Origin of the sequence: Williamsia muralis NBRC 105860 (assembly GCF_001598915.1) — a bacterium.
GTDB lineage: Bacteria > Actinomycetota > Actinomycetes > Mycobacteriales > Mycobacteriaceae > Williamsia > Williamsia muralis.
The window spans coordinates 323,161-336,830 of the sequence record NZ_BDAP01000003.1; the positions used below are offsets into that span (position 1 = coordinate 323,161).

The 13,670-nt window shown below is 67.5% G+C and carries 10 protein-coding genes; all 10 read left to right on the forward strand.

All coding sequences use genetic code 11. From position 1 onward, the window contains the following. Positions 1-3 precede the first annotated feature (3 nt). The 10 genes from WIMU1_RS13590 to WIMU1_RS13635 all read left to right on the forward strand — a co-directional run bounded on the left by WIMU1_RS13590 (position 4) and on the right by WIMU1_RS13635 (position 13,665). On the forward strand, positions 4-966 hold the full coding sequence (locus WIMU1_RS13590; protein ID WP_062797981.1) for a DUF389 domain-containing protein: 963 nt from the start codon (positions 4-6) through the stop codon (positions 964-966). A gap of 96 nt (positions 967-1,062) precedes the next feature. After that, a complete protein-coding gene (locus tag WIMU1_RS13595) occupies positions 1,063-3,822 on the forward strand; it encodes a circularly permuted type 2 ATP-grasp protein (RefSeq protein WP_062797983.1) in 2,760 nt (919 codons plus the stop codon). Positions 3,823-3,899: 77 nt separating this feature from the next. Then, positions 3,900-4,760, forward strand: coding sequence for a transglutaminase family protein (locus WIMU1_RS13600; protein WP_062798576.1), 861 nt, complete (start codon positions 3,900-3,902; stop codon positions 4,758-4,760). Positions 4,761-4,813: 53 nt separating this feature from the next. After that, complete coding sequence (locus tag WIMU1_RS13605) at positions 4,814-5,965, forward strand: hypothetical protein (RefSeq protein WP_062797985.1); 1,152 nt, start codon at positions 4,814-4,816, stop codon at positions 5,963-5,965. A gap of 37 nt (positions 5,966-6,002) precedes the next feature. Then, on the forward strand, positions 6,003-7,403 hold the full coding sequence (locus WIMU1_RS13610) for a replication-associated recombination protein A (RefSeq protein WP_062797987.1): 1,401 nt from the start codon (positions 6,003-6,005) through the stop codon (positions 7,401-7,403). 86 nt (positions 7,404-7,489) lie between these two features. Beyond that, positions 7,490-10,156 carry an alanine--tRNA ligase gene (gene alaS, locus WIMU1_RS13615; RefSeq protein WP_062797988.1) on the forward strand — a complete coding sequence of 889 codons (2,667 nt, stop codon included), beginning with the start codon at positions 7,490-7,492 and terminating at the stop codon, positions 10,154-10,156. After that, a complete protein-coding gene (ruvX, locus tag WIMU1_RS13620; protein WP_023959491.1) occupies positions 10,153-10,629 on the forward strand; it encodes a Holliday junction resolvase RuvX in 477 nt (158 codons plus the stop codon). Before alaS ends, ruvX begins: the two co-directional genes overlap by 4 nt. After that, positions 10,626-12,386, forward strand: coding sequence for an endolytic transglycosylase MltG (gene mltG / locus WIMU1_RS13625; RefSeq protein ID WP_062797990.1), 1,761 nt, complete (start codon positions 10,626-10,628; stop codon positions 12,384-12,386). The genes ruvX and mltG overlap by 4 nt, the downstream gene beginning before the upstream one ends. Continuing rightward, a complete protein-coding gene (locus WIMU1_RS13630; protein ID WP_062797991.1) occupies positions 12,379-13,194 on the forward strand; it encodes a shikimate dehydrogenase in 816 nt (271 codons plus the stop codon). Before mltG ends, WIMU1_RS13630 begins: the two co-directional genes overlap by 8 nt. A 57-nt stretch (positions 13,195-13,251) precedes the next feature. Then, positions 13,252-13,665: a prepilin peptidase gene (locus WIMU1_RS13635; RefSeq protein WP_062797993.1), complete on the forward strand. Its 414-nt coding sequence runs from the start codon at positions 13,252-13,254 to the stop codon at positions 13,663-13,665. Positions 13,666-13,670: the final 5 nt, after the last annotated feature.

Here is a 13,670-nt window from a genome sequence, read left to right on the forward strand (position 1 = left end):
CCCGTGCTCCACATCCGGATCATCAGCCCGCACGAGCGATCTGATGATGTGGTGGAGACCTTGCGCGACTACGTCGGGGTCGCTCACGTGGTCCGGATTCCCGGAGTCGCAGTGGAGCCGGCCGGGGACCTGATCGAAGCCGACGTCACTCGTGAGGCCGCGAACGAACTGCTCAAAGAGCTCAGGGCACTGGAGCTTCGGACCGAAGGTGCAATCACCGTCGAATTGCTCGACATGGTGCTGTCCGAGGCCGCCGACCGGGCTGAGCACGACGCCCCGGGAGATCCCGGGGACGCGGTGGTGTGGGACGAACTACTCGAGCGCACCAACGAGGACTCGACGCTGAGCGGGACGTTCCTGGCTTTCCTGTGCCTGGCCTGTCTGCTCGCGGCTGTCGGGGTTGTGACCGATTCCCCTGTCACGGTTGTCGGTGGGATGGTCGTCGGGCCCGAGTTCGGTCCACTCGGCGGCATCGCCGTGGCGATCGTGCGCCGCCGATACGCCCTGGCCCGACGATCGGTGGTGGCCTTGGCGGTGGGTTTTCCGCTTGCCATGGTGGTGACCGGGCTCGGAGCGCTGGCCGCCCAGAGCCTCGGCTGGATGACGATGCGCGACGTGACCACAGCCGACCAGCTCGACTTCATCTATCAGGTCGGGCCGTTCTCGCTGGTGGTCGCACTGCTGGCCGGCGCCGCAGGCATGTTGTCACTGGTGTCCTCGAAGTCCGCGGCGCTGGTCGGCGTCTTCATCTCGGTCACGACGGTGCCCGCTGCCGGGTATGCGGTGGTCGCCGCCACCTTGGGGCAGTGGCGGGTCGCCGCCGAATCCACCGCGCAGCTGGTGATCAACCTGATCGGGATCGTGGTTGCCGGAGTCGCGGTGCTCCTCATCCATCGGGCCCACAGCCGACGGCGCGGAAAGTCGGCCCTCGTGCGCAAGTCCGCGCGCAGCGGTGAGACGCAGTAGCGGGGTCACACGTCGCCCACGCTCGCGGGCAACGGCGGCGACCGGCCCGGGCGTACCGATGATCCCCGACCTGGGGCGCACACGTACAGTTCTGCGGTGACATCGCCCAAGGTCGAACCCACCGGAGTCCTGGACCGATATCGGTCTGACCGGTTCGGATTGTTCGATCTCGCTCGGATCCCCGGGGCTTCGTCCCCAGGCCCGTACGACGAGTTGCTCGATGCCTCGGGGGCCGTTCGCAGGCAGTGGGAACCGCTCGTCGATGGCTATTCGCGCCTTGGCCGATCGGGACTGCACCGGGCCGAACAGCGCGTACGCACACTGGTCGACGACGACGGCATCACCTACAACGCCCCGGACGGTGATTCCACCCGGCGGCGGCGCTGGGAGCTGGATTGTGTGCCGCTGCTCATCGACGGCGCGCAGTGGGCCGAACTCGACCGGAAGATCGCCCAGCGTTCCAGGGTCCTCGACGCCCTGCTCGCCGACATCTATTCGGGCCAACGGGTGATCACGGACGGCATCGTGCCACCGGAGATGGTCTATGGACACCCGGGGTACATCCGCAAGGCTGCGGGATTCCCGCAGGCCGGGCCGCACTCATTGTTCCTGCACGCCTGCGACGTCGGACGGGGCCCGGGTGGGGCGCACACCGTGTATGCCGACCGCGCCGGCGCCCCCTCTGGCGTCGGATACGCGCTTGCCGATCGACGACTGATGTCGCGGGCATTCCCGCGGTTGTTCCAGCGATGTGTACCCCGGCCCCTGACAGCGTTCTCGGCGACCCTTCGCCTGTCGCTGCTCGAGTACGCGCCGCAGGGGACCGAGGACCCGACGGTGGCGGTGCTGACACCGGGCTCGTTGTCCGAGACCGCATTCGACCAGGCCTACCTGGCTTCGGCACTGGGCTTCCCGCTTGTCGAAGCAGCCGACCTCGTCGTTCGTGGCGGCAGTGTGTACATGCGTTCGCTGGGCAAGTTCAAACGGCTCGACGTGATCCTCCGGCGCGTCGACGCCGCCTATTGCGATCCGCTCGATCTGCGCACCGATTCGCGGCTCGGGGTTCCCGGGCTCGTGGAGGCCGTGTCGCGCGGGACGGTCTCGGTGGTGAACCACCTGGGCGCGGGGGTCCTCGAGAACCCGGCGTTGCACACCGTGTTGCACGCTGTCAGCCGACACCTGCTCGACGAGGACCTGCTTCTCGATTCTGTCGAGACATATTGGGCGGGAACAGATCTCGACCGGTCCAAGATGGTCGCCGACATAGCCAACCTGCAGTTCTCCAATTTCCGCACCGGAGAAGAGATCTCGGGGCCAGGTCTGACCGCCGCAGCGCGCGACGAACTGATCGCCCGGATCGAAGCCGAGCCCTGGCCGTGGGCGGGGCGTCGGCTCGAGGACTATTCGGTGGCCCCGTCGGCCACCCCGGCCGCTACGCAATCCGGCTCCGGCGGGGCGGGCCTGCGTCCGGCGCCGGTGGGCCTTCGTGTGTTCAGCGTTGCCCAGGGTGCGGGTTATGCCGTGATGCCGGGCGGTCTGGGCCACGTGCTCGCCGATGGAACTGCCGGAGCTTCCTGGGATTCGATTGCCGGAAAGGACGTTTGGGTCACCACCACCGAGCCCGCCGGACCCACCGCCCGTGTCCCCGAGTCGTCCGACCACCACGACCGAGTGGCAACCGTCATGACGGCGGACGACGAGCAGGTGGGCCGCCGATCCACTCGCGCCCATCGACCGGTGACCGACAGTGCCGTCGTGAGCTCTCCGAGGGTGCTGTCGGATCTGTTCTGGTTCGGCCGATATGGAGAACGAGCAGAACTGACCACCCGAATGGTCAAGGTGGCCAGGGAACGTTACGAGGACTATCGGTACCGGCCGTGGATGTCGGGGACGGCGTCCATTCCGTTGTTCCTGTCCGCGATCGCAGCGGCCACCGGCAGCGAAGCCGCCCTCGAGGACACCGACGGTATCGCCGACTTCGACAGCAGCCGGCCTCCCGAGCCCGATGAGGTGATGGCGGCCACGGCGCGTATGCACTCGATGACCAGCTCGCGCAGGGCATCGGGTTCGGTGGCCTTTGCCGTCGAACGCCTGCAGCAACTCGCGCGCGCGGTGCGGGATCAGATGTCCACCAGCACATGGATGGTGCTCGGCGCGATCGACAGAGCGATCGCCGAATTGGGCAGTCCGCCGGCCATCTTGTCCGGTTCGGGCGCCGAGACGAACGAGGAACTGGACGTCGACGGGTCCGAGCTCGGCCGTGCGCACGAGGAAATCCTGCACGGGCTCCTGGCGCTGGCCGGGCTGCAGGCCGAATCGATGGTCCACGACGCGGGCTGGCTGTTCATGGACATCGGGCGGCGCATCGAACGAGCTCAGATGCTGGCTGCGCTCACATCCGCTGTTCTGGTCCAGCAGCACGACGCCGACACCGAACAGGGTCTGCTCGAGGCCTACCTCGTTGCCAACGAGTCCGCGATCATCTACCGTCGCCGCAACCGCGGCATCGTCAGGCTGGGCCCGGTCGCGGGTCTTCTGCTCTTCGACGAGGGCAACCCCAGGGCGATGATCTACCAATTGGACACTCTGCGTGCCGATCTGACGGCGCTGCCCACCGACGTACGGTCCGCCGCTGCCGAGCGGCTGGTCGAAGACCTCGTCAACGAGTTGCGCAGAGTCGACCCCGCGGATCTCGCCGCGATCGGTGCCGGTGGCCGCCGAGTCGAACTCGCCGAACTGATGAGCACTCTCGGCGCCGGATTGCGTGAGATATCCGACGTCCTCGGCCGGACCCGCTTTGCCTACCCGGTCGAGATGCAGCCGCTCTGGGGCGCCGGATCGGAGGACCAACTGTGAACCGGCCGGGCGAGTTCGAGCCACCAGCGCCGGCGGGGGAGAGCTCCGCGAGCGGCTCGCCGAGTCGGCGGTACGCCGTGCTGCACCGCACCCGTTACGACTACGACGACGTGGTCACCAGTTCTTACGGACGAGGACACCTGCAACCCCGTGACATGCCCGGGCAGCGGGTGCTCTCGAGCGAGGTCGAGATCGACCCCGAACCCGCCGACCGGTCCACCGGTGTCGACACATACGGCAACCACGACTGCTATTTCCATGTCCGCACTCCACATCGGCGGCTCGAGGTCACCGGCCGTTCGATCGTCGAGGTGGATCCGATCGACGACGATGTGCTGCAATCACCTGCCGCGCAGGCCCCCTGGGAATCAGCCCGCCCGACCGGGATGGGCGGCGCCAGGGCTGCGGAGTTCCGACTCGATCTCGATCCTCCCGAGATCACGCCCGCGGTGACGGATTACGCGTCGGCGATCTTCACCCCGGGCAGACCACTCCTCGAAGCCGTGACCACCCTCACCACGCGCATTTTTCAGGACTTCACCTACCGTTCGGGGTCCACGGCCATCTCCACCCGTGTCAGCACTGTCATGGAGCGCCGCGAAGGCGTGTGCCAGGACTTCGCGCGGGTCGCGATCGCATGCCTGCGGTCCCAGGGTCTGGCTGCCCGGTATGTGTCGGGTTACCTCGCCACCGACCCGCCACCAGGAAAAGAACGGATCTTCGGTGCCGATGCCTCGCACGCATGGGCCGCGGTCTGGCTGCCTGGGGACTCGTGGATCGCATTCGACCCCACCAACGACAAACTGGTCGACGAACGTCACGTCACCGTGGCCTGGGGCAGAGACTACGACGACGTGCCGCCCCTGCGCGGGGTCATCTACACCGAATCGCGCAAGAGCAGGATCGAGGTCTCCGTCGATGTGTCGCCACAAATCTGACATGTCTCGTCGGGTGGGCCCGGGTAAGGCCACCATTGGGTAAGTTGGAGGCGATGACTGTTCTTGCCGATAGCCAGATCACCGGCGCGGTGCAGGCAGCCGAGCGTATTCTCGCAGCTCGGGCCGGCTCCGCGGTGTCCTTAGCCGATCCTGAGGACCTCGGTGGCAGCGGTCGTACCGAGGTGGTTCGGGTCCGGGTCGCCCAGAATCCGTTCTCCGGCGACCGCACCCTGGTGATCAAGGTCCTCGGCGACGGTGACGACGCCGAGTCCAGCGAAGCATTCATTCGCGAGGTTGCGTCGTACAAATACGCGACCGCGCTGCCCCTCGAGTCGCGTCCGGGTCCTCAACTGATCGCATTCGACCTCTCCGCTCGTGTCCTGGTGTTGAGCGACCTCGGGGATGGACGATCCATGACCGAGCTGCTGGGCAGCGACGACCGCGCCGCCACCAGCAACGCGGTGAGCGCGTGGGGTCAGGCGCTCGGCCGCATGCACGCTGCCACCGTGGGCGGCGAAGGCGACTTTGCCGCGCTGCTCCGCCAAGGCGCAGCGGGGATCGCCGTCGATGCCCTCCGAGCGCAGTTCGAGGCGGCGGTCAGCGCCGCACCGCGGGTGATCGCAGACACTTTCGGTCTGACGGTGGACCCTGAAGTGCTGGATGCCCTGGGCAAGGCCAGAGCGTTGTTCGGCGAAGGGGAGCATCGCGCATTCAGCCCCTCTGACGTCGGTCCGGAGAACATCCTCATCAACGATGAGGGCGTCCAGTTCATGGACTACGAATGGGGCGGTTTCCGCGACGCCTCGCTCGACATCGCCTATGCGCTGGTGACGTTCCGGCCGTGGCTTGCCGCCGACAATGCCGCTCGCATAGTCGAACTCGAGACCGCAATGCTGGACGCGTGGCGCTCGGAAGTACAGGGCATCTGGCCCAGCCTGGCGTCCGACCGTGAGCTGGCCCGCAAGGCCGTGCTCGCCCGGCTGGCGTGGGTATGGCTGTCCACCGTCTGGATGTTGCCTGCCGACGACACCGACGTCGGTGCTGCCGACGAGCCGCACGGGCTCGCGATCAGCACATCCGACCCGCGGGTGATCGTCGACCGCTGGGCCGGCCTCGCCGACGCCGCTCGCCGGGCGGATGCACCGAATCTTGCCCAGTTCGCCGACACGGTCGGTCAGGCGCTGGACTCGTCCTGGCTGCACTGACGGGGCCGCACGAGATGACCGACATCCGGCCTTGGCCATGACCGACGAACAGGGTGGGCTCTTTGCCGCACCCGAAGCACCGCCCGACACGATCACCAAGGGTCTGCCCGGCGCCTCCGCGGGATCACCCCTGGCCGTGCGGATGCGACCGCAGACACTGGAAGAGATTGTCGGACAGGAGCATCTGCTGGAGAGCGGATCTCCGTTGCGTCGGCTGATCGATGGTTCGGGGGCCGCGTCGGTACTGCTGTTCGGCCCACCCGGTACCGGCAAGACGACGATGGCCTCGCTCATCTCCACCGCAGCAGGCGGACGGTTCGAAGCACTGTCGGCCCTGTCGTCGGGGGTCAAGGAAGTCCGCGCGGTGATCGACGCGGCGCGCCGCCGCCTGATCGCGGGCACTCAAACCGTGCTCTTCATCGACGAGGTCCATCGCTTCTCCAAGACGCAGCAGGACGCCTTGCTCGATGCGGTGGAGAACCGAATCGTGCTGCTCGTTGCGGCCACCACCGAGAATCCGTCGTTCTCCGTGGTGGCGCCGTTGCTGTCGCGATCCCTGGTGCTGCAACTGCGGTCCCTGGAAGGGCCGGACATCCGGAAGCTGCTACAGCGGGCGGCATCGGACCCTCGCGGTTACGACGGGGCGGTCACGATCGACGACGACGCCCTCGACCACCTGGAGAAGATCTCGGCGGGCGACGCGCGTCGCGGCCTCACGGCGCTGGAAGCGGCAGCCGATGCGGCACTTGCTGATTCGATGGCCGACGGCGGTACCTCCCGCGCGACGACAAAGGTCACCCTCGCGCATGTCGAGTCAGCAGTCGATCGTGCTGCCGTTCGATACGACCGTGATGGCGACCAGCACTACGACGTGATCAGCGCGTTCATCAAATCGATCCGCGGCTCGGATGTGGATGCCGCACTGCACTACCTGGCCCGCATGATCACGGCAGGCGAGGACCCACGGTTCATCGCCCGCAGGTTGGTCGTGCACGCCAGTGAGGACATCGGGATGGCCGACCCGACGGCGCTGCAGACAGCGACCGCTGCGGCGCAGGCGGTTCAACTCATCGGTATGCCCGAGGCGCGGCTCGCGTTGGCGCAGGCGACGATTCACCTGGCGACGGCCCCGAAATCCGCAGGTGTGGTGGCGGCCATCGGCGCAGCGATCGCCGATGTCGAGGGCGGCCGGGCAGGCGCGGTGCCCGCGCACCTGCGTGACGGGCACTATGCCGGCGCGGCGAAACTCGGCAATGCCGTGGGTTACCGCTACCCCCACGACGCACCCGGCGGCGTCGTCGGGCAGCAATACCCGCCGGACGAACTGGTCGGCGTCGACTACTACGAGCCCACCGATCACGGATACGAGCGCGAGATCGGCCCCCGTCTCGGACGGCTCCGCAACATCATTCGTGGCCGCGGCCGCTCCAACACCTGATTCCGGGGCCGACACCGGTAGTGTGAACACGGCCGTTTACCGGCGACACGCCGAGCGGCACGCCCCGATGAGTAAGGACTGAACCAGTGCAGACGCATGAGATCAGGAAGCGCTTCCTGGATCACTTCATCAAGGCCGGGCACACCGAGGTACCCAGCGCGTCACTGATCCTCGACGACCCCAACCTGCTCTTCGTCAACGCCGGCATGGTGCCGTTCAAGCCTTACTTCCTCGGCGAGCAGAATCCGCCGTACACCCGGGCCACCAGCATCCAGAAGTGCGTCCGGACACTCGACATCGAAGAAGTGGGTATCACCACCCGCCACAACACCTTCTTCCAGATGGCGGGCAACTTCTCGTTCGGCGACTACTTCAAGCGCGAGGCCATCACGTTCGCGTGGACGTTGCTCACCAACCCGGTGGCCGACGGCGGATTCGGGATCGACCCGGTCCGGCTGTGGCCGACGGTGTACCTCGACGACGACGAGGCCGAAGCCATCTGGCGCGATGAGATCGGCGTACCCGCCGAACGCATCCAGCGCCGCGGGATGAAAGACAACTACTGGTCGATGGGTGTCCCGGGGCCCTGCGGACCCTGTTCGGAGATCTTCTATGACCGCGGGCCCGCCTACGGAGTCGAAGGTGGACCCGAAGCCGACGAGGACCGCTACATCGAGATCTGGAACCTGGTGTTCATGCAGAACCAGCGTGGACCTGGTGGCGGCAAGGACGGCTACGAGATCCTCGGGCCACTGCCGAAGCAGAACATCGACACCGGCATGGGCATCGAGCGTGTCGCGTGCCTGCTGCAAGGGGTGGAGAACGTCTACGAGACCGACCTGCTCGCCCCCGTCATCGGGATCGCACAGCAGTTGACCGGCCGCACCTACGGCGCAGGCAACCACGAGGACGATGTCAGATTCCGGGTGATCGCCGACCACGCGCGCACCGCGGTGATGCTCATCGCCGACGGCATCACACCCGGTAACGACGGCCGCGGGTACGTCCTGCGCCGCCTCCTGCGCCGCATCGTGCGATCGGCCCGTCTCCTCGGTGCCTCGGGCGCCACGGTCGGCAGGTTCACCGAGGCCGTCATCGACACGATGTCGACGTCGTATCCCGAACTGGCCGAACAGCGTTCGCGCATCGTGTCCCTGGCCGTCGGGGAAGAGGACGCGTTCCTCAAGACCCTGACCGCCGGCTCCAAGTTGTTCGACGACGCCGCGGCGACGACCAAGGCGTCGGGCGCCACCCGGATCAGCGGACGAGATGCATTCGCGCTACACGACACCTATGGCTTCCCGATCGACCTCACCTTGGAGATGGCCGCCGAAGCCGGACTGTCGGTGGACGAACAGGGCTTCACCGCACTGATGGCAGAACAGCGTCAGCGCGCCAAAGCCGATGCCACGGCTCGTAAGTCCGGCCACGCCGACCTGAGTGTCTATCGGGAGTTCCTCGACCGCGGACCCACCGTCTTCACCGGTTTTGATGAATTGGTCTCTGAGGCAACGGTGTTGGGACTCGTGGCCGACGGAGGCAAGGTTCGCAGTGCTTCGGCGGGCCAAGAGGTCGAGGTCATTCTCGACCGCAGCCCCCTCTATGCAGAATCCGGTGGCCAGATCGCCGACATCGGCAGCATCACGACGTCGTCCGGACTCCGGATCAAGGTCAAGGACGTCCAGAAGCTCGGTAAGACGGTGTGGCTGCACCGGGCGGTGGTCGAGGAAGGCGAGGTCGCCGAAGGCGATGTGGTGCTCGCCCAGGTGGACACCGCCTGGCGTCACGGCGCCACGCAGGGGCATTCCGGAACCCATCTCGTGCACGCAGCGCTCCGGCAGGTCCTGGGGCCCACCGCGACCCAGGCCGGCTCCCTGAACCGGCCGGGTTATCTCCGTTTCGACTTCAGTGCGCAGGGCCCGGTCACCGAGGCCCAGCGCGGGGAGATAGAGGAGATCACCAACGCCGCGGTCGAGGCCAATTACCCGGTGAACACCTTCGAGACCAACCTGCCCGAGGCCAAGGCGATGGGCGCCATGGCACTCTTCGGCGAGAACTACGGCGACGTGGTGCGAGTGGTGGAGATCGGCGGGCCGTTCTCGATGGAACTGTGCGGCGGCACCCACGTCGGTGCGTCAGCTCAGGTCGGCCCGGTCACGTTGCTGGGGGAGTCCTCGGTGGGGTCGGGGGTGCGGCGGATCGAGGCCTACGTCGGTCTGGATTCCTACCGCTACCTCGCCAAGGAGCGGGCGTTGCTGGCCGGTCTGGCCTCGAGCCTCAAGGTGCCGTCCGATCAGGTCCCAGCCAGGGTCGAGACGTTGGTCGGCAAACTGCGCGACGCGGAGAAGCAGATCGAGAAGATGCGCGCCGACGCCGCGAAGGCCTCGGTGGGCTCGCTCATCGACGACGCAGTCCGGGTCGGTGACGTGCTGGTGGTCTCCGGCACACTCGACGGGATGAACGCCGGTGACCTGCGGACGCTCGCAGGCGACCTGCGTGGCCGTGTCGGCTCGGACACTGCGGTCGTCGCCCTCTTCTCGGTGTCGGACGACAAGGTCCCTTTCGCGATCGCCACCACCGCTGCAGCCCGTGACGCGGGTATCAAGGCCGGCGACCTGGTGAAGGATCTGGCGCCGCTGGTCTCAGGTCGCGGCGGCGGAAAGCCAGATCTCGCCCAGGGGTCGGGTACCGACGCCGCCGGCATCGATGCCGCGTTGTCTCGGCTGCGCGACCTGGTCGGCGCGAATCGATGACGCTCACGCCGCGGGGGCGGCGCGTGGCCATCGACGTCGGGAGTGTCCGGATCGGGGTCGCGTCGTGCGATCCCGATGGCATCCTCGCGACTCCGGTGGAGACCGTGGCGCGAACTGCCGGCGGCGACGGGGACCTTCGTCGGCTGGAAGAGATCATCGCCGAGTACGAGGCGGTCGCGGTCATCGTCGGGCTACCGAAAACCCTGCGTGACGAGCACGGCCACGCGGCGAAACTGGCGACCGAGTTCGGAAACGCGCTGGCAGACCGGATCTCACCCATCCCAGTGCTCTACAGCGACGAACGCCTCTCGACGGTCACCGCGCAGCAGGCCCTTCGCAGCTCGGGTGTGCGGGCGAAGGCGCAGAAATCGGTTGTCGACCAGGCGGCCGCCACAGCGATCTTGCAGGGATGGTTGGATTTGCAGGCGAACCGTCAAGACATGCAGGCGGGCCGTCAGGAAGGACGCGGGTGAGCGACGATCGATCCGATGAACGGGCCACCGGCCGCGGTCACGGCGACCGCCGGGAACAGCATCAGCCTCCCGGTCATCGTCGCAGCCGTTCGGCACAGGACTACGACCCGGAGCGGCTGAAGTACTTCACCCGCGGCGCAGACGGTGGTGGCAATCGTTCTGGGCGTCACGGGCCGCGAACCATCCGACCGGGCGGTGCCGACGCGGCGCCCACCGGACAACAGTGGCCCGGCGGTGGACCATCGTCCGATCCGTCGTGGGCTCCGCCCGAGTCGACCCGTCCACCGGTCCCGCCCGCCGGGCCCCCTCCGGGCAGTGGGTCGCGGATGGACACGCCATTCGACGCTCCGCCACCGAACCCGGTTCCGCCCGATCCCCGTGGCTCTCGCCACCCACGTGCCTACGATCCCGTGGCGCCACACGATGCGACCGGTCCATATGTGGACCCCGGTCGCGAAGATTTCGACAGGCGTCAACGCGGCGAACGCGACGGCGTGGCCGTTCCGGGCCTGGATCCGGCCTCTGCGCCGTCGCGACGACGCCCTGATCCCAGATCGGCACTGCCCACCCGGGACCGCTCGCCCAAACGCAGTGCGGCAGCCGAGCGGCGCCGCAAACGCAAGAGGGTTGTCATCGCCGCGGCGGTGGCGTTCATGGTGCTTCTCGTCGGCGGAATCGGCTACGCCGGACTCCGGCTGGCCGGGCAGTTCGGCGGACCGGACAACTCGGACTTCTCCAACACCGCGGGCACGTCGGATGTGGTGGTGCAGATCCCGCCCGACTCGTCGCTCACCGCGTTCGGCGAGATCCTGAAGGAGAACAAGGTGGTGGCCAGTGTGGGCGCCTTCACCACCGCGGCCGACGGCAAGCCGATCTCGGCGGGCTTCTACAAGCTGCGCACCGAGATCCCCGCCAGCACAGCTGTTTCCATGCTCACCGACGACAACAGGGTGGGCCCGGTGGTCATTCCCGAGGGCCTGCAGCTCGACACCAAGGAAGGCATCGACGGCAAGACGACGCCGGGGGTCTTCGCTCGCGTCGCCGAAGCCACTTCGCTCACCCTGAACGGACAGGAGAGCGGGGTGACCGTCGAGGAATTGGCCCAGGCGGCAGCCACCGCGACACCTCAGGAACTGGGCGTCCCGTCGTGGGCGACCGACGCGGTCACCGCGCTGGCCGGCGACCACCGCAGGATCGAAGGGCTCATCGCGCCGACGCTGTGGGAAGCGATCGACCCGAATCTGAGCCCGGTGCAGATGCTGAACTACCTGATCTCGCGCAGCGCTTCCCTGTTTGCGCAGTGGGGCCTGCCGGAATCGGGCACCACGTCGAGCAACATGACCCCGTATCAGACGCTGGTCACCGCCTCGATCGTCGAACGCGAGGTCAACCGGGCCGACGACTACCCCAAGGTCGCTCGGGTCGTGGTGAACCGGCTCGACGACAATCAGGCACTGCAGATGGACTCCACGGTGAACTACACCTCGGCGATCCAGAACATCGACGTCGCCGGCGACGACTTCACCGCGGACACCAAGTGGAACACCTACCAGCAGAAGGGGCTGCCGCCCACACCGATCGGTGCGGTCGGTCAGCCGGCACTCGAGGCGTCGCTCAACCCGCCGGTGGGCAATTGGCTCTACTTCGTGTCCATCGATCAGCAGGGCACAACGCTGTTCACCGACGATTTCGAGCAGCACAAGCGCAATCGGCAGCAGGCCTGCGACAACGGCGTGCTGCAGACGAACTGTGGTTAGTCGGGCCGCCGCGATCCTCGGGTCGCCGGTAAGCCATTCACGTTCGCCCGACCTCCATCTCGCGGCGTACCGGGCCCTGGGCCTGGGCGACTGGACGTACGAACGTATCGAGTGCACGGCCGAGCAGCTACCAGCTCTGGTGAGCGGGCTCGACGATCGGTACATCGGTCTGTCGGTGACCATGCCCGGCAAACGGGCCGCGCTGGACGTGGCGCAGACCCGGACCGAGCGGGCCGCGAAGGTCGGTTCGGCGAACACACTGGTCAGAACCGATGGTGGCTGGCGGGCCGATTGCACCGACATCGATGGGGCGGCGGCAGCGTTGACCGAACTCGGTGTCGGTGACCTCGGCGGTGCGTCCGCCGTGGTTCTCGGCGCCGGCGGGACCGCTGCGCCCGTTCTCGCAGCACTCGCGGGAGTCCACGTGGGCCACGTGACGGTGGTTGCACGCAGCACCGCGCGGGCTGCGGAAGCCATTGCCGTCGCAGATGCGTTCGGCCTGCGGACCGAGGTGATCGCATTTGAACCCGGACCGGAACTGGCAAAACGTTCGCGCGAGTGCGCGGTGCTGGTCAACACGGTCCCTGCGGCCGCTACCGAGCCCCTCGTCGACGTCGCTGCCGCCGCGCCCCGCCTCTTCGACGTGATCTACAGCCCGTGGCCCACCCCTCTGGCAACCGCTGTCGCCGAACGGGGTGGCGCAGTTGTGGGTGGTCTGGTGATGCTGCTGAACCAGGCATACGGCCAGGTCGAACAATTCACGGGCAGACCGGCACCGCGAGAGGCGATGGCCGCCGTACTGGCTTGATCTGTCCACAGAAGCGCAGCCATCCACAGGCCGCGCTGATCGGAGCCCTCGCGGCCGGTGGCAACGTCCATTGTTGGCGTTGTGCAGATGCTCATGCCCGTGCTGGCGATCTGGTTCGTGGCCTTGTCCGTGTCCGATCTGCGAACGCGCCGGCTGCCGAACGCACTGACGGTGCCCGCTGCAGTTGCCTCCCTCGTCGCGGTCGCGATTCACCCCGCCGCCACACCGGGTCTGATCGTCGCCGTCGGCATCTACCTCGTGGCCTTCTCGCTGCACGCCTGCGGGGGCGGGGACGTGAAGCTCGCCATCACCGTGGGCGCCCTGGCGGGCTCCGCCGCAGCCGTACTGGCCGTGATCGTCCTGGCCCACATCCTCACCGTGGTGCCTGCGGTGGTCACCGGAGATCGACGGCCACAGCCCCATGGCCCGGCGCTGTGCGCGGCCACGGCGCTCGTCTGTGGGATCTGGTGAGGGCC

What these genes read in the sequence shown, in the direction of transcription:
- WIMU1_RS13605 (WP_062797985.1), top strand. Translation starts at nt 4,814, where the DNA reads ATGACTGTTCTTGCCGATAGCCAGATCACCGGCGCGGTGCAGGCAGCC.
- ruvX (WP_023959491.1), top strand. Translation starts at nt 10,153, where the DNA reads ATGACGCTCACGCCGCGGGGGCGGCGCGTGGCCATCGACGTCGGGAGT.
- WIMU1_RS13610 (WP_062797987.1), top strand. Translation starts at nt 6,003, where the DNA reads ATGACCGACGAACAGGGTGGGCTCTTTGCCGCACCCGAAGCACCGCCC.